Source organism: Chitinophaga sp. GbtcB8, assembly GCF_019091455.1.
In the GTDB taxonomy this organism is placed as follows: Bacteria; Bacteroidota; Bacteroidia; order Chitinophagales; family Chitinophagaceae; genus Chitinophaga.
Genome location: NZ_JAGXJN010000037.1, coordinates 1 through 18319 on the forward strand (window position 1 = coordinate 1; position 18319 = coordinate 18319).

General features: G+C 46.6%; 13 protein-coding genes and 1 pseudogene. 1 reads left to right on the forward strand and 13 read right to left on the reverse strand.

The window, feature by feature from the left end; genetic code table 11:
• The 13 genes and pseudogenes from KVT36_RS25255 to KVT36_RS25315 form a co-directional block, all read right to left on the reverse strand.
• The coding region (locus KVT36_RS25255) for a DUF4256 domain-containing protein (RefSeq protein ID WP_254640191.1) at positions 1–238 on the reverse strand (238 nt) is incomplete at its 3' end.
• Positions 239–248: 10 nt separating this feature from the next.
• On the reverse strand, positions 249–650 hold the full coding sequence (locus tag KVT36_RS25260; RefSeq protein WP_217606228.1) for a DoxX family protein: 402 nt from the start codon (positions 648–650) through the stop codon (positions 249–251).
• Positions 651–656: 6 nt separating this feature from the next.
• Positions 657–1124, reverse strand: coding sequence for an SRPBCC domain-containing protein (locus KVT36_RS25265; protein WP_217606229.1), 468 nt, complete (start codon positions 1122–1124; stop codon positions 657–659).
• A gap of 4 nt (positions 1125–1128) precedes the next feature.
• A pseudogene (locus tag KVT36_RS25270) lies at positions 1129–1449 on the reverse strand (ArsR/SmtB family transcription factor); the annotation flags it as partial.
• A gap of 382 nt (positions 1450–1831) precedes the next feature.
• Positions 1832–2575, reverse strand: coding sequence for a HAMP domain-containing sensor histidine kinase (locus KVT36_RS25275; RefSeq protein ID WP_217606230.1), 744 nt, complete (start codon positions 2573–2575; stop codon positions 1832–1834).
• Between the two features lie 192 nt (positions 2576–2767).
• On the reverse strand, positions 2768–4948 hold the full coding sequence (locus tag KVT36_RS25280) for an ATP-binding protein (RefSeq protein ID WP_217606231.1): 2181 nt from the start codon (positions 4946–4948) through the stop codon (positions 2768–2770).
• Positions 4949–5011: 63 nt separating this feature from the next.
• Complete coding sequence (locus KVT36_RS25285; RefSeq protein WP_254640192.1) at positions 5012–5473, reverse strand: enolase C-terminal domain-like protein; 462 nt, start codon at positions 5471–5473, stop codon at positions 5012–5014.
• A gap of 1 nt (position 5474) precedes the next feature.
• Positions 5475–6698, reverse strand: a complete 1224-nt coding sequence (locus KVT36_RS25290) for a glycoside hydrolase family 99-like domain-containing protein (RefSeq protein WP_217606232.1) — start codon at positions 6696–6698, stop codon at positions 5475–5477.
• An 88-nt stretch (positions 6699–6786) separates the two neighbouring features.
• Complete coding sequence (locus KVT36_RS25295; RefSeq protein WP_217606233.1) at positions 6787–7893, reverse strand: DUF4998 domain-containing protein; 1107 nt, start codon at positions 7891–7893, stop codon at positions 6787–6789.
• Between the two features lie 34 nt (positions 7894–7927).
• Positions 7928–9115 carry a DUF5000 domain-containing lipoprotein gene (locus tag KVT36_RS25300; RefSeq protein WP_217606234.1) on the reverse strand — a complete coding sequence of 396 codons (1188 nt, stop codon included), beginning with the start codon at positions 9113–9115 and terminating at the stop codon, positions 7928–7930.
• A 26-nt stretch (positions 9116–9141) separates the two neighbouring features.
• Positions 9142–11031, reverse strand: coding sequence for a RagB/SusD family nutrient uptake outer membrane protein (locus KVT36_RS25305; RefSeq protein ID WP_217606235.1), 1890 nt, complete (start codon positions 11029–11031; stop codon positions 9142–9144).
• Positions 11032–11046: 15 nt separating this feature from the next.
• Positions 11047–14238 carry a TonB-dependent receptor gene (locus KVT36_RS25310; RefSeq protein ID WP_254640193.1) on the reverse strand — a complete coding sequence of 1064 codons (3192 nt, stop codon included), beginning with the start codon at positions 14236–14238 and terminating at the stop codon, positions 11047–11049.
• A 435-nt stretch (positions 14239–14673) separates the two neighbouring features.
• Complete coding sequence (locus KVT36_RS25315; RefSeq protein WP_217606236.1) at positions 14674–15807, reverse strand: P1 family peptidase; 1134 nt, start codon at positions 15805–15807, stop codon at positions 14674–14676.
• A 212-nt stretch (positions 15808–16019) separates the two neighbouring features.
• Between KVT36_RS25315 and KVT36_RS25320 the strand changes: the two genes are divergently transcribed.
• Entirely contained in the window at positions 16020–18314 is a 2295-nt protein-coding gene (locus KVT36_RS25320) for a TIM-barrel domain-containing protein (protein WP_217606237.1), read from the forward strand.
• Positions 18315–18319: the final 5 nt, after the last annotated feature.

Sequence of the window (18319 nt, forward strand, 5' to 3'; positions counted from 1 at the left end):
CTGCTGAACAATCATAAAAAATATATTCGCCCGTTTTTTTATCATAATCAACAACATCCGGCTCACCACCAGTGTTTTCCATTTCATTAAGCGACCAAAGCTTTTCAGGATTAGCGTCCAGCTTTGCCTGTACCTTAGCCCATTCCAGCCCTTTATGGCGGTTCATGTTCTTCTCAAAACGGGTCTTTAATAATTTGAGCAGTTTTTCATGTTGCTCAGAGGACAGCTTCTTTTTCATATGTTTTATATTATCCCAGTTGAATAACTTTTCTATCCGCAGGTCTGAAGTACCAGGATACCACTGTCAGGACCAGGAGTAACAATGAGGGAAATATTTCATTCACGGAGCTACCGGAACCGATATGTGAAAATATCGCTCCTGACATGATGAAGAAAAAGCCTGCATACGCCCATTCATTTAGTAAAGGAAATCCAGGAATAAGCAATGCTATCACTCCCAGAATTTTCCAGGCGCCCAGTATGGTTAGAAAATAGACGGGATAGCCCAAACGTACAATACCATCTACTCCTGGCGGAGCCACTGCGCCTTCCGCTTTCATTCTGAGTAATTGTACCATTCCGGTTGATAGCATTCCTAAAGAAAGCCAGATGGTAGCGATCCAATAAATGATTTTATTTCTTTTGGTCATGGGATGTTATTTTAGTTTGCTTAGGACTTTTTCCAATTGGTTATGTGCCATATTTATTCCATAAGTGAATGGGAGCTTTAATACCTCGTCCCTGATCGCAGCGGATCTGTATACTATATGCATAGTGAGCTTGCTGGTGTCATCAGTAAGCTTTTCAAACTCCAGGAACTCAAGCTGGACGCCAAAAGGCACATTATCCATTTCAAAGGTCCGGATGATCCGCTGATTCGGGCTAAACTCATGGATCACTCCATTGAGCTGAAATACCATGTTTGCCTTCTCATTGCTTGTTTCAAAGCGCCAGCTGCCATGATTTTTGTTTTCAAGCTTCAGCTCTTTTGTCCCCATCCATTGCTCAATAATTTCCGGGTCCTCATACGCTTTAAAAAGCAATTCTAATGGCAGCTCAAATTCCCTTGTGTTCACCAGATCCTGTTTGCCTTCTTCGGCATTGATCTTTGTTTTTTGCTCCATACTTCTATTTTTTCGGTTTGTAGGCTTTCATGATGTTTTCCAGCTTATTAAAGCGGTCATCCCACATTTTGCGGAATGGTTCGATAAAGTCGGCTACTTCTTTCATTTTTTTTGCATTGATGTAATAGTAAATTTCCCGGCCGTTTTGTTTTTGTTCCAATAATTCGCACTCAGTGAGTATTTGCAAATGTTTTGAAACAGTTGGTCGTGCGGTATCGAAGTTGGAGGCAATTGCGCCGGCTGTCATGGATTGTGAGGCTACCAGTAGGTGGATAGTCCTTCTTGTGGGGTCAGCGATGGCCTGGGATACATCTCGTCTGAGGTTCCTTGTGTAGCTATTTGACTACCAATATATGTGTAGTTATTTAGCTACGCAAATTTTTGTTGGGGGAAGGTGGCTTTGCGGCTTGATCAGGAAAAGCGAATTAACCTAGCATTTCCTCCTGACATAAAAAATTTGTTGAGTTTGTAGTGACTTCTAATTATTAAATTCTGTTCAAATATCCGGTAAAATACTGGTAATGGCACAAGCCGGACTATTCTTCAATCCGAGGCATATTTACCCTATAATTTACATTATGTTAAATAACACCCGCCGTAAAATACACCCATCCACCCCTTGATCCTAAAGGCTCTTGCTAATCATACCCGCAGTATTGCCTTAATCATCTCCCCTAAGCACCCTCTCAGATTAACTCCCAATGGACTCAGGCCGGCTCAGATCTTAGTGGAAAGCTAACCGTAAACGTACTCCCTACACCAATCTCACTTTTTACAGTAATTACACCGTCCATGGCTTCCGTTAAGCTCTTTATTATAGAAAGCCCCAGGCCAATGCCTCCCAGCTGGGTTTTAAACCCATTGGCCAGCTGCCGGTATTCCTGGAAGATCAGCGGCAGCTCGGCGGTGGAAATGCCAATGCCCTGGTCCGTGATCTCTATACTAAACCTGTCAGCATCCGTAAAACAGGTAACAGATACCACCGTACCGGGCGGACTATATTTTAAGGCATTCATAAGTAAATTGTAGACGATCTGGGTCAGGTACACCTTATCAACATAAATAAAAGACGGGAAATCTTTGGGTACCTGCTTTACTACCGAGATTGTTTTGTCCATAAAAAGGGCCGACATGGATAACAGCACATTATCCAGCCATTTCCTGAAATCAAAATAGGTTTCCATAATTTGAAACTTTTGCTGGTTTTCCTGCCTTACTACCTCTCTCACCCGTTCAAAGATCTCATTCAGGTTATTGGCTGCGGAGAATATCATTTGTAAAAGCTCCTGTACAAACGCCGGATCTCCATTCTCTATCTCCCGTTTCAAAAAGGTGGCTGCAGTTACCACCCCATTAATAGGCACACCAATTTCATGCAGGGTGGTATGAAAAATGGATTTCAGCACCTCAAACGAGGGTTGTTCAGTTACTTCTTTCTCGGACAAACGCATGGGGATGGTTTTTATACTGGTTGATGGGCGCTGGTTCCGGCACGCGGAATAAGGGCAATTTCATGCCTTGGGAAGAAAAAGGCAATAAGGACTTGGTACTATTTTTATACGCATAAATTAGTAGTATCCGCTGCCAGTAAGGGTTTCATGGGATGCCTGGCGGGATTAAATTTTGCTTGCAATGTATAGCAATTATGCCTGCAGCTTATTTATAAGCTGTACCTTATTAGACACACTGGCTTTTTCAAATATGTTTTGCACGTGTTTTTTAACCGTCCGTTCGGCAATGAACAGGTTATCTCCTATTTCTTTATAGGAATGTCCCCCGCAAATTAACCGGGCTATATCCACCTCCCGGGTGGTAAGATTATACTGGCTGCAGTTGAGCTCAAAACTGCCGGAGGCCTGTTTAAGATCCAGGTTCTCTACTTTCTGCAAGGCCCTGATGGTATTGTTTAACAGGCTTTTTTTCTGCCTAAGAGCATTATCCAGCACGGAATTGATCTTCTGGATCAGCTCTTCCATGCGAAAAGGTTTGGGTATATAATCCAGGGCGCCCAGCTTCAACCCTTCCAGCTTGTCTTTATTGGTGAACTTAGCCGACAGGAAAATAAACGGGATATGATTATAGTCCGGGCTTTCGGAAATAATGCGGGCAAATTTGAACCCATCTACCTTATCCATCATCACATCAGAAATGATCAGGTCAGGCGGAACCGGGTAGCTCTTTACTTTTCTCAGGGCTTCATTACCATTAAATGCCACGCATACATTATATTTCTCCTTCAGCTTTTTTAGCAGATAGCTGATCATGGCCTGGTTATCCTCTACCAGCAGAATGGTTTGCTTGCGGAGATCATAGCTGGTATCGCTGATGTTAAAGTCCGACACTTCCAGCCCGGAAGATGTGCTGATCTTAAAGTCATCCGCTACCGCCTCATTTTTGCTAAGCACATGCCGGTTCAGCAGCACTGTAATGCGGGTGCCTTTCTGCTTTTGGGGATTGCTGTCAATGAGGATCTTCCCCTGCAGGCTGTCCACGATCTTTTTAAGCATCGGCATGCCCAGGCCCATACCCTGGGCACTTTTCTTTTGCATATTGATCTGGTAATAGGGCTCAAAGATCTTTTTCTGCAGTCCCGGCTCAATGCCTATGCCATTATCCTGCACCGTAAAGCGCAGCTGGTTGCCGGATGCTTCCAGGGAAACGCTGATCTCACCTCCTTCCTCAGTATATTTAATGGCATTCTCCACCAGGTTCACTACAATACGGCTTACCGCTTCGGGATCAGCCTTCATGAGCAGATCCTGCGCTACATTTTCTTTCAGGGTCAGCTTCTTCTTACGGCAGTAGTTCCGGAACAGTATCAGGTTATCTGTTACCACCTGGCTAAAGCTGATCACCTGTGCATAGTTATAAATGGGCAGCCCCTTATCGTACCGCTCCAGGTCAAACAGGTTGCTGATATCATTATTCAGCTTGGCCAGGTTCCGCTTTACGATCAGCAGGTCCTCATTATAACCTTGTTTCTGGATATACTCTTCCAGGTAGTTATTCATGAGGGTGATGGGCGTTTTGGTTTCATGCACCAGGTTCACAAAGGCATGGGTCCTTTGCTCATTGGACCTCTTGAGCGCGGCCGTTTGTTTGTCCACTTCCTTTTCCAGGTTCAGGGCGTATTGCTGTAGCTGTATGTACTCTTCTTTGGATTTTTGAACGGTTTGCCGCAGCAGCGTTACATTCAACAACATGAACACAATATTATTGAACACGCCCACCACCCAGTTAGGCTGTTCCAGGAAAACGCCTATCACCGGGGAGCTGCACCAGAAAAACAGGGAGGCATAGATCCAGAGCCTTTCCCGGAAAACAGGCCAGTTCTTTTCCCTGCGATGGGTTTTTATAAGTACTCTGGCCAGGTCAAACAGGGCGTAACAGGCATAGGAGGCCGTAATAATATAGGTATATAATAAGGTATTGGGAAGATCATGGGTAACAGGAAAATAACAAACAAAAAAAACTAAAAAAGGCACTACCAGGAACAGGAATCCGTATTTACGGTGAAATTCCAATCCCTGCAGCCGCGTTGTTTTTACACAATAATACGGCATGTAAGCGGTTACCAGGTAACCGAAACCCTGGTTAATAATGATCTGCAGGGTAATGGGTACAGGTATATGCGGGTCCGGCAGGATCATGAGATTCTCTGCCAGGTTATATAATATTAACAGGCCTACCAGTATCAGGTGCCATAGCCGTTCTTTTTCATGGCGCCTGGCCAGGAAGGTCTGTAACTGGTTACAAAAAATAATGATCTCCAGCAGGATAATACAAAAGATCACGAGGTTAAGCCGGATGCCAAAAAATAACATATACTACCATTTAGCGGGCGCAGTCGGTATATGAAATTACGGTATTTTTTGCAGCGGCTCTCTTTACCACCGCACCATCTTAAAGCCCCATCCCGGTACCCGCTTTTGCATTTCTATCTCATCATCCCGTTTAGTTAAACCACAGTCCAGGTAATTCTGGTGCAGCTTTTCCAGTGCCTGCCTGTCCAGCTCTACGCCCAATCCTGGTCCGTTGGGAACCATTACAGCGCCATCCTCAAACCGGAGCCTTCCCCCAACAACTACCTCCTCTGATTGCCAGGGGTAGTGCGTATCCAGGGCATAAGGTAGCCGTGGAAGCGCTGCACCCAGGTGCACCATTGCTGCCAGCGAAATACCCAAATGACTGTTGGAATGCATGGAAAGGTCGCGGCCAAAAGCTTCGCAGATCCTGGTAAGCTCCATAGAGGTACGCAATCCTCCCCAGAAATGATGATCACTAAGGATAATATCTTCTGATCCCAGTGCAATGCTGCCGGGAAGATCTTCAAAAGATGTGGTGCACATGTTAAAAAACCGCTTTTATTGCTTTCAGATATGCGTCCCCGTACTTTTTTTCCGGCAAAAGATAGCTGCCTTCTGTCCATTCATTCCAGGAATTGAGTACAACAATTTTATGTTTTGGATGATAGCTATTCAAAAAGTTTCTGGCTTCCAGCAGCTGTTGCTGAAAGGCTGCCGGTGTGTTTCCTGTAAATACCGGGGTCCAGGGATAATTTCCCTGCGCAAATTTATCCGTTTGCATACAGCGTGGGCTTGCATCCCAGCCCATAGATACATTCGGTGTATATAATACATCAGGATATTCACTAACAAAATCAATCCAGTATTTTTTCATTGCTGCAAATGGCTTTTCAATGGGTATAGTAGGAAAGCCATCCTGACCCGCATTGTAATGATGGAGATAACAGTAAGTTGAGACACTTTCGCAGCTGAGCTTTTTTAAAAGATCTTTTATATCCGCCGGCGGATCGTTTCCCTGTATTTGCCTGACAAAATTTTCATTGAGCATCCAGCTCATTATATTTAAATGCACGCCGGGAAATCCTGCCTTTTTTGTTTTTTCGTCCAGCATTTCAATGGCCCTTTGTGTTTCCTGAATGCTTCCAAATCCATTGATAAAAGTGATGATCTCATAAATGGAAAAATAAGGCTTACCATCAATCAGCCAGTAATTGGGTTGTTTGAAATACTTGTCAACGATATAGCTGGATATGGTATCCCATAACGGCATAGACACCTCGCCCTGTGTTAATGCTACCCGGTTATTATCAAAAGTAGCCGGCTGTATATTGAGCCAGTCATGATTGGCCCACATAATTGCAAATTTTAAGCGGTTACGGTTGGGCGCCTGTAAAAAGCCTTTTTCCAATCCTTCCTGTAAATATTGACCCGTATTACTGTACCAGTACCAGTCATAGATAAAACAATCAATACCATTGTTTGCGGCGATATCAATTTCCTTTGCTGCCCATTTGGGATCTGCTTCGTTAAAATACCCCCACGCAGGCACCTTCGGCTGCTCATGTCCCTTAAACCGGGGTTTGGCAGCCTTTACAAGCTCCCACTCCGTCCATCCCTTACCATGCCATTTTGCATTGATGCTATCAGGATGGTAATTAGGAAAATAATAAACTGCAACCTGGTAATCATCCGGCTTGGCTGAATGCTGCGCATGTGCAGAAAATGAGATCAATAAAGCAAAAAGCAGCGCGGTTGTCTTTATCAACATACTCATGATTTTTTTGAATTTATATACCAATCAATCGCGTCATTGCGAGGAGTCCTTTCCTCGCAATGACGCGATTTAAATTTTAAACCTATTGCATACCATAAGCACTGATATCCCCTAAAACGATATACGACTGAGGTCCTGTTAAACCTATCAGCTTAAAATATCTTGCCCTTGAACCGGGTGGGATGTTATAGGATTGCCCATCGTCAATGGTACGGTTAAAATTAAATGTTCCAACATCCGTCCAGGTAATATTATCAGCGCTTACCAGCATCTGGAAGGTATCACATGCCCGGTCATCCCCTGTCATTCTATATAATTTGAACGATGTGATAGTTCTCAGCGCGCCCATATCCACCGTAAAAAAATGATATGGATAAGATGAATTTCCTACCCATGAATGCCAGCGGGTGCCAGGATTGCCATCTATCACATGCGTTACTAAATTTTCATCTCCCGGATGCTGCGTGGAAAAATCAATGATCTGCCAATCTTTCTGATTCAGTAAAAAGCCTTTGTTTTCCTTCACAAAACCGGTATAAAAAGTATCTATGCTTAAAGAGTCGGGAAGGTATACGGTCCGGTATTCATAGGTGGTGCCTGCTTTCAGATCCTTTATACCTGAAGTGGCCTCCGTTACCGGAAAACGTTTTATCTGTTCCTGCCCCAGGGAGTTGATATACTTTACTTCCGTTGCATAGGCCCCATTGGATATATCAGCCCCTCCCCACTTAATAGCAATGGAGTCCGTATCCAGGATAGTCTCATCAACAGGGCGGCTTAACAGGCTGCCCTGGTAAACATCGCCATAACTGGCGCCAAATATTTCTACCGGAACAGAAGCATGACCTGCTGCATCATAGGTTTTAATAATGAATGAATAAGTCTTTTCCGGCAAATTGCTAATAATATAGCTAATGGTATCCCCGTTGGCCGGAATATCTACCTTCACAGAATCGGTATAATTATTCCAGAAGATCTTTGCATTGGTAATGTTAGGATCCGCTCCCCTCAGCCAGGAAATTTTAACCCGGTTACGGCCAGTATGCACCACGGGCGATGTTGCCTTTCCGGTATAGGTAATGCCTCCCGGCACCACAAATTTTTCATAGGTACGATCCATTTTTTTACAGGATGTAAAAACACCCTGCGCAAAAAACAATCCTATTATATAACAGCCTATTTTTTTCATCTGATTTTGTTTAAAGCTTTTTTAATAATAAAGATCAGGGAGCTGTCTGGCCCCATATATCCAGCTCCGTTATTACCACCTGGCCCGACATACTATACGTTTCCAGCGTTTTAAAACGGATAAAACGCACGGCCGGCAGCAAATGGTCAAAAGAAAAATCTTCCCCGTTGAACCAGCCATAATTCTTGTCTTCATCTGTAATTTGCCCGGTAGGCAGGCCGGATGGTTTAAAAGACTGGAAGGTGCCCAGCAATTGCCAATGGTTCCATCCCCCATCCAGGTCCGGATCATTGGAGCCCCACAGCTCAAAAGTTTTCACCGCAGAACCGGCATACAGGTGGTTCCCGTCTGCCTGATGCTCCACCAAACGGCTGATGGTCACCTTCTTCCCAAGATCCAGCGTAAACCACTGTGGCAGTACGGAGCTGTTGGTGCTGGCAAACAGGCCGCCCCATGTAATATTATTATCGTACAAACGTTCAATCACATAACCTTCTGCCTGGATCCAGGTATCTGTAGGCAGCCGTACTACGCTCCAGGTATTTTTGGGTATGGCTGCTTCATAAATAGGCTTCAGGATTTTTATCAGGGTATCTGACCGGTTGCTCCACCGGTCCCTTACGAACACGGCAAACTTCCTTGGTATAGTATCAAATCCCCTTACCGTAAAATTGCCCTGGGCAGCGCCGGTATAAAAAGTATTGATGGTGGTCCAGGTATTTTGCCCGGTAGAATCCAGCATAACACTAATGGCAAGGTTTTCCTTAGCCTCATTCCTGAAATTCACCTGCACCCCGCCAAATGCGGCTCCCAGTGTTAGTGACAGAAATGTGGATTGTACAGGGGGCCTTAGCGGCTGTACCTGGATGGAAATAGGTTCAGATGTTTTTTCATTCTTACCTACGCTATATATTTTCACCTCGTGCGTAAGCGTATCGCCAAAGCCAACCAGCTGAAGCGTATCTGTATAGTAAGAAGCTTTGGATTCGCGGAAAATACCTGCCTGCACTTCATACACTGCCTTTACATAAGACAGGTTAGGGTCTGCAGGAATTTTGTAGGTTAGTAAAGCTCCTCCGGGTTCTTGGATCACTTTCACATTACTGATCTGTGCCGGCGCCGGAGCTTTGGCGTCCATATAATCTATCCGTTGCTCTTTTTTACAGGAATAACTGATGATGATCAATAAGACTGTTGCAATAATATATTGTAGCTGTTTCATTTCTATTCTTTTTAGGTGCGATGATTTTACCAGCCAAGGTTTTGTACCAGGCTCCGGTCAGTGGAGATGGTGCTTTCACTGATAGGCCAGAAATAATCTTTTAATCCAAACGTCTGGTTAAAAATTGTTTTAGGCCTGTAATAAGCGCCGGCAGTTTCCTGGATCAGGTCCCATCCTTTAACGGGTCTGTTTAAGGTGGTTTGTGCTTCTTTCCAGCGCCGCAGGTCCCAGAACCGTTGTCCTTCAAAAGCAAGCTCTATCAGGGATTCCTGGTGGATAATATCCCGCATCCCCTTTTGTGTGGCATATTTGGCAGGATTGGTTGAATAGGTGCTCCAGGACGATTGTACGGATTGCAGCCCTGCCTGTTCACGCACCATGTTCACATAATTATATACTTCTGCTCCCGGACCGTCCGCTTCGTTCAGCGCCTCTGCATACAAAAGATATAAACCTGCCAAGCGCATGATTGGCCAGGGATAATAGGTCACTGAATAATCATTTCCTGTAGGCCCTATCACATTCTGATAGTGCACTGCTTTTTTCAGATAGTACCCGGTAATAGTTCCATAGTCCGGTTTACCAAAGCCGTTCCTTTGCCTGTATTTGGCTTCCAGGTAAAACAGGTCTAAATATTTTTTATCATCGTAGCGCCCCTGGCCATACCAGATGCCGCCATCAAAACCCAGGTCAGCGTAAAACCGCGGTTCCCGGTTGAAGTTCAGATAGGCGGTGGTATAATCTTTACGGATGTAAAGCTTGTCAGCATCTCCGGCCACTTTCAGGGAATACCGGCTGGCATAATCCCATGTTTTATCTTCTGTGATAGGTACGCCATGTGAGGAATAGAACATTTCCGCTATGTTCAATGGAGGCGATAGCTGGCCATGCACCCGGGTAATATCCCGGTTACCGGGATCTATAAAAGTGGTGATCAGCTCCTGGAAAGCGGAAGAATTTGTTTGCGTATTGGCCCAGATGATGCCGCTGTTCCATCTTGTACACATGCTGTTCCTGATACTTAGCTGGGTCATGATGGTATCAGAGAGCTCAAACTGCTGAAAATCCGGATGGTAGGTGTACAGCTTCAGCCCTACCTGGTGGCAAACATCTATCGCTCTTTTGCAGGCACTTGCTGCTGAATCCCATTTTGCTTTGGAGAAAGTAGTATTAAAAAGCGGAACACCATCCGGACCTACAAGCCCGGCTTCATCCGCATTACCATTAAACAAGGGGCTGGCGGCATATACCAGCACTTTTGCCTTTACCGCCAAAGCTATAGGCTGTGTAATGCGTCCCATCTCATTGTTGGGATCAATGATGGTTACCGGAAGATTGTCTGACGCTTCATTAATAAGCTGTATAATATAATTAAAGCAGGAATCTACCGGTTTACGCGGCAGCTTCACCTGGTCCCCGTCTGCATTAATAGGCAGGTTGGTTTTCATGATGGGAATAGGCCCATACATCATTACCAGGTAAAAATTGTAATAGGCTTTCAGGAATTGCACTTCTGCTATCCATCGTCTTCTTTCCGGCTCTTCCAGGTCAGGTACTTTTGCAATGTTCTCCAGGAAAATATTGCAATCCCGGATGGCCCTGAAATAAAAGCCCCATCTGTCGCCCAGCGGGCCTACTACAGTCTGAAATCCCCGGGCTATGCTAAAATAACCGGTCTCTGTGGCAAAGCGCCATAATTCATCTCCGGCCAGCATTGCAGGATCATCGCTCAGATCACCATGCCTGGGTATGTACGAATAACAGGTGAATAAATATTTTTTAGCCTCAATACGTGTGGTGAAAGCATTATCCAGCGTGGCAACATTATCCGGCACCACATCCAGGAATTTTGAACAGGCACTAAATGCGCATAATGCAATGAGTATGAAAATGTATTTAGTAATATTTCCTTTCATGATCTTTTGTTTTTGCTAATTAAAGCCCAGGTTCAGTCCTATATTAAATACCCGCTGAACCGGGTATCCCAGCCCGTTTCCACCCATTTCCACATCCCACAGGTTGAATTTGCTGAATGTTAACAGGTTGGTGGCATTTACATAGAGCCGGCAGGTAGAGGCATGGATCCTTTTCTGCAGCCTTAGCGGCAGCGTATAACCAATTTCAGCCTGCTTTAAGCGCAGAAAAGTACCGTCCCGCATAAACCAGGTGCTGTTTTGCGCATTGTTCTGGTTCACCGTTGGGCTTAACCTGGGCCAAAGCGCATATACGTTCCTGTTATCCTCCGACCAATGATCATCTGCATAGGCTTTTAACAGCTGGTTCTGCAACGTGCCGCCTATCACTTCATTCGGATAGGTATAACGCGCAAATGGCGAAGTGGCAGCGGGATCTATCCAGAATGATTCATTTGCCAATCCCTGGAAAAAAGCAGAGAGATCAAAATTTTTATACCCCATTGAAAATCCAAAGCCATATACTATTTCAGGTACAGTGGGGTTGCCAATAGGCACCATATCCGCCTGCGTGATCTGGCCATCGCGGTTTACATCCAGGTATTTAATATCCCCGCCTCCGTAGGGTCCAAAGTTTTGCCTGGGGGAGTTAGCTGCTTCTGCATCATCTACAAATAATTTCTCCGCAATGTATCCGTAGTTCTGGTTCAGCGAGTTCCCCACATGATAGCGGTAAGGTTCATCATACTGCGGCTCTTCATAAGTTTTAAACTTGCTGGTTGCATAGGTGAAATTTCCCATCACAGATGCCCAAAAATCATTTTTGAAGAACTGTTTATAATTCATAGAAATATCAACACCACCGGCAGTAGCTACCCCCACATTAGCCCGTATGGGCGCGGCAAAACCAGCAGCAGGTGGTATGGCGGCACGGTCCATCAGGATATGATCCCGGTATTGCGAAAAATATTCCGCCGTAATATTTAGCTTATCGAACAAGCCCAGCTCCAGCGCAAGATTCTTTTGTGTGGAGGTTTCCCAGGTAATATCCCGGTTGGAATACCGGGAGATGGATATTCCGTTCAGGCTGTATAAGGTTCCCGGGTCGCGCCCAAAAGTGGCGCCCCTGCCCTGGTCATTCATATTTACATTAGACAGGTAAAAGAAGCGGTCGTCCGAAGAGCCGATAGCATCATTTCCAATAATGCCATAAGTGCCCCTGAATCTTAAATTGGAAACTACCTGTTTAAAGGGTTCAAAGAATTTTTCGTTAGAAACTGTCCAGGCAAGGCCGAAAGAAGGGAAAAAACCCATGCGGTGATTTTTATCAAAACGTTCCGAGCCATTATAACCAAAGTTGAACTCTGCATAATACCGCTTGTCATAATCATAAGTGGCCCTGCCGGATAATCCCAGGTTCCTGAAAGGAAGCGATTGCTGCAGGCTGCCGGCATTTGCATTTAACCGGCTCTGCGCCATAAATACCAGCATGCCACTTACCCCGCTCTTGTTGAATGCCCGGTCATAATTTAAGCTGGATTGCACATACAGGGAGGTGCTGATAGCTTTGGTGCCTTCATTGTAACCCAGGTACTCCGTTCCATCATTGGCATTGATGTTTGTAATAAAATAGCGGTCCGTTAATTTATCATATCCGTCCATTTTATACCAGAAAGGATTATAAAACCGGCTCACATCAAAATAGGATTCCCGGTTGGTGTTTATCATACTATTGGAAACAAGTCCCGGAGTAATGAACTTCAGGTTCTGCTTTAATTCAATCTGCGCCAGCATCAGGGACCTTGAATAATCCTTATACCCTTTCACCATTTCTGCATAGGGATTAATGTATTGCCCGTTATCATAATTCCCGAACATAATGTGGTGAACGAATTTATGGGCATCATCCACGGGGTAGTAAGCGGGAAATAATACAGGGTTTGATCTCATTACCTTTTGGTACATACTGGCGCCGCCATCCAATGGCCCGGTATAATCATCAAAGCTGCCGCTCAGGCGGACCGTCATTTCCGTGGTATTCGTGAGCGTAATATTCACATTGGACCGCAGGGTATAGGTGTTTAACCGGATGTTATTATTGAAATTATTCCGCTTGTCTACTTTCATTAAACCATTATCCCTGTTATAGGATCCTGCAACATAATACCGGGCTACTCCCCCGCCCCCGCTCACATTCAGGTTAAAGCGCTGGTTCATGGTGTAGTCCCTGAACAAAAGTTTTCTCCAGTCATTGGCAGGATAGGCAACCGCATTGGTACCGGCTATGGTATTATCTATTTTTCCATCGGAATAAGGAAGCGCGCCCAGCGGATCGCGGGTAAGCACGGCTTCATTGGCCAGCTTCATATAGGTACCAGGATCGGCCAGCTCCACATTTTTTGTTGGAGCAGATACAGAGTTCTCTACCCGGAAAGAAAGGTGCGCTTTTCCAACAACGCCTTCTTTAGTGGTAACCAGTATTACGCCATTGGCAGCCCGCGATCCGTATAATGCGGTTGCGCTGGCATCTTTTAAGATCGAGAAGCTGGCAATATCATCTACCTGTAAACGGGCAAGGTCAGTGGTTGATAACTCCACCCCATCTATCAGGATCAAAGGATCTTTTTTGTATCCGAAAGTGGTTACCCCGCGGATAAAGAACTGCGCATTATCCTGGCCAGGTTCTCCGCTGCGCTGAAAGGCTATTACACCGGCTGCCCGCCCGGCCAATGCAGTCGTAAGGTTGCTGGATGGTACTTTAAGGTCCGATGGCCTGATGGTAGTAACCGAACCTACCATATTGCTTTTTTTCTGCGTTCCAAAAGCCACCACTACCACATCACTCAGCTGGTTGGATATTGGCTCAAGGGAAATATTAATGGTTGACTGGCTGCCTACCCTGACATGTTTTTCCACAAAGCCGATATAACGGAACACCAGGGAATCTCCCGGGCTGGCTTCCAGCACATATTTGCCCTTTTCATTTGTAATGGTGCCCCTGGTAGTACCCATCACCAGCACGGTTACACCAGGCAGCAGGGTATTCCCTTCCGACGAGGCAACAATCCCCGTTATAAAGCTGCGTTGTTGTGAAAATAATAGCAGGCATGATAACAGCATTACAGGCAGCAGCAGTGATTTTTTACTACATAGCAGGTCTAGCAACATCCGCCGGGAATGGCGTGTTGGCCTGAGCGTGGAACTCTTCATAAGTTGGAGCTATTTAAATTGTGATAATAAAGGCGGTATGCGCGTTGTTACATGCATAGTTATTTAATGGATAAATCAATAGCGTTAATTATGGCAACGTGATTCTCAATTGAATCCATAAGGCATTCACTCAATGTCGTGGCACATTGCTTTCAGTTGATAACTGGTAATTATGTAATAAAAAAAGTAGGAAGTAGGGCTCCCTGTAACGTGAAACAACAAAACACCTAAAAGCGCCTGATAGGTGTGGTTTTAGTTTAAATCAATCAATAGCGTATATACTACAGCCTGGTCTAGGTCACTTTCAAAAATAATCAAACAGGAACAGGTAACTATCCTATACTTACCTATTCATATGAAAATAACCGGTCAATCGCGTCATTGCGAGCCCGGAGGGCGAAGCAACCTCCCGAATGGCTGGAGATTGCTTTCCCCTTACTTTACCCGTCCGTATTTCTTTAAAATATCCATTACTTTCTCCACCGGCAATGCCTCCATGGTATGCCCATCTTTCCCGGTCATGGTCTTTGCTGCAAACAGTGAATTAATGATGGCTTCCTCCGTGGCTTCAATAGCTGCCATAAACAATGGCGACATATAATCATTCTGCAGCACTGGCACCAGCCGTACCGGGGTGCTGCTCTCATACGGTATACGTACAGAGTCTGCTGTGGAAAAGGCTATCACGTAATCGCCGCTGCCGTTACTGGCAATGCCGCCGGTTTTTGCCAGCCCCATAAACGCGCGTTTGGCAAGACGCTGCAGGTTGCGGCTGTCCAGCGGCGCATTGGTGGCTACTACCATCATACAGGAACCATCTACACGGTTCTTTAATTCATCGTTGAACTCAAATATTCCCAGCTCTTTGCCTACCGGCGCTCCGTCAATCTGCAGCACGCCGCCAAAATTGGTTTGCACCAGCACCCCTACCGTATAGCCGCCCAGGTTAGCCGGCAGCTTACGGGATGCTGTGCCAATGCCGCCCTTGAAACCAAAACAAAGCGTGCCTGTACCGGCACCCACATTCCCCTCAGCCACCGGGCCGGATTGCGCATTTTGCAGCGCCTGGCGTACATCTGTTTTTTGTACGGGGTGGTTGCGGATATCATTTAACCAGCTATCATTGGTTTCGCCTACCACTGCGTTTACGGATTGTATATTTTCATTGCCTTTCTGCCGCAGCGTGTATTCAATCACCGCTTCCATGGCAGTAGCTACGTTCAGCGTGTTGGTGAGCACCACCGGTGTTTCCAGGTTACCCAGCTCCATTACCTGCGTGGTGCCGGCCAGCTTACCAAAACCATTGCCTACAAAAATGCCGGCTGGTACTTTTTGCTGAAAAATATTTCCCTCATGCGGAATGATGGATGTAACGCCGGTGCGGATGTTATCTCCTTTTATTAAAGTGGTTTGCCCTACTTTTACGCCCGATACATCGGTAATTGCATTCCATTGGCCGGTGGGCAGCACGCCAATGTGAATACCCCAATCGCGGGCACGTTTGGAGGTTTGGGCATAGATGGTTTGGGCTGCGGCTAATAAGGACAGGCTGATGATAACAGTACGCATGAGTTAAATGTTTTGGGTGAACAGTACTAAAATAAAGAATCTTAACGCATACACGCTGCTTAAAGATCAAAAAAGCATTCCCCGCTGGGCGGGCAGGCTATGCACCGCTTGGGCGGGATTGTAATTGACAATTCGCAGTTCTCTACGAAATTCCGCCCACATCCGGTTAATATCCGGCAAAACCTTGCCCCTGCTAAATTGTACATTAGAATATGAAATTCCACCTCCCCCTCGCGCTCCTGTTACTCACAGGCATGGCACACGCTCAAACCATTACTACCAGCGGCCAGCCCGCACAGCTCAACATTCGCTCCGCGGGCGCGCATAGCATTCGAATTACCTTAAAACCAATCAGCTATAAAGAAGCAGCGCCCTATACACCGGCACTGGCTATACGAAAAGAGGCGGCGCCGGAGATCAGCATCAAAGAGCTGCACGGCCCTTTGAAAAAGCGCGTGGGCAATATGCAGGTAAACATCCGCCCCAAACCACTTACCGTCACCATTGCCAATAACAAAGGTGAAAAGGTACAGGAGCTAAGCTTCCAGGAAAATGGCAATATCACCTTTCCTTTAGATGATCATCCCATATTAGGCCTGGGCGAGGGAGGTCCCAAACCCGCTACCGGGGCCAACTGGCGGCAGCTGCCGGTAGAATTTGACCGCCGCGGGCGCCTGCACCACATGCTGCCCCGCTGGCAGGGCGATGCCTATGGCTCCCGCAACCCCGTACCCTTACTGGTGGGCACTAGCGGCTGGGCATTATTTGTGGCCAGCCCCTGGGTGCAGGTAGATCTGCAGAATAAAGAGCAGGGCAGCTTTATTCCCACGCCACCCGCTGGCCAGGATGGCCCGCAAACGCAAACAAACCAGCACCTGAACCAGGGCAAAGGCCTGCCGCCAGCCAGCAGTTTTGTACCAGGCCTGCTGGATGTATTTGTGTTTGATGCGCACGATCCCCTGCAATTTATGCAGGATGTATCCACCCTCACCGGCCCTGCAGTTATGCCGCCTAAATGGGCATTGGGTTACATGCAGTCCCACCGTACACTGGAAGATGATGCGCAAATGACCGGCATTGTAGATACCTTCCGCGCAAAACAGATCCCCCTGGATGCCGTTATTTACCTGGGTACCGGTTTTGCCCCCCGCGGCTGGAACACACCGCAACCTTCCTTTGATTTTAACCCGGAAGTATTTAAACGTACGCCCGCTGCCGTTATAAATGATCTGCATAACAACCATGTAAAAGTGGTGGTGCATATAGTGCCCTGGGACCGTGATAAGCTGCCCTCCTTACATGGCAGCATTCCACTCCTATCCTATGAAAAGCCGGATGCCGGGCATATTAATACCTACTGGCAGCAGCACCTGGGCTTAATGAACGCCGGCATAGATGCCTTCTGGCCGGATGAAGGCGACTGGTTTAACCTCTTTGAACGTATAAAACGGCACCAGCTTTATTACCAGGGGCCGCTCTCCACCCGGCCAAACGTACGCCCCTGGAGCCTGCACCGCAACGGCTTTTTAGGCATTGCGCAATGGGGTGGCTGGGTATGGTCCGGTGATACGGAATCGTCCTGGAAAACACTGGAAACACAAATTGCAGTAGGGATTAATTACTCATTAAGCCTCTCGCCTTTCTGGGGTTCAGATATTGGCGGTTTTTATCCTAATGAAGAGCTAACCGGTGAATTGTACGCACGCTGGTTCCAGTTTGGCGTCTTCTGCGCCTCCTTCCGCTCACACGGAAAAACCTGGTGGACGCGGCTCCCCTGGGGCTGGGGCCTGCACGAAATGGGGCCGCTTGAAGCAAAGAACAACCCGCTGCCATCAGAGCTGAACAACCCTGCCATTGAGCCGGTGGTGAAAAAATATGATGAGCTGCGTTACCAGCTGTTATCCTACAACTATACACTGGCCTGGCAGGCGCGTGTTACCGGCCTGCCGCTGATGCGCGCCCTATGGCTGCATTACCCGGACGATGAACAGGCGGCTGCTTTGGGTAACCAATACCTCTGGGGCCGCGATCTGCTGGTGGCGCCGGTATTTCAAAAGGGCGCTGCCACACGGGAAGTATACTTACCCGCAGGTACCTGGTATGACTGGTGGACCAACACCCCGGCTACCGGCCATCAAACCATTACCCGTAAGGTGGATCTTTCTATTATGCCTATTTATGTACGCGCAGGCGCTATTATCCCTGTTGATCCCATCCGCCAGTACACCGGGCAGCTAACAGATACGCCGCTAACGATCCGCATTTACCGCGGCGCTAACGGCGATTACACCCTGTATGAAGATGACGGCATTAGCCAGGCCTACCTGAAGGGCACTGCTACCCTCACCCATTTCAGCTGGAACAATGCTGCAAAAAAGCTTAGCATAAACACCCTCCGCAGCTCCACTAATCAACCTGCTAAACGTATGTTCAACATAGTGTTACTGCCGGAGGGTGACTCATTGCAGGTAAAGTATACAGGCGTGCCTGTTAGCTTCACCTTCTAGCCGGG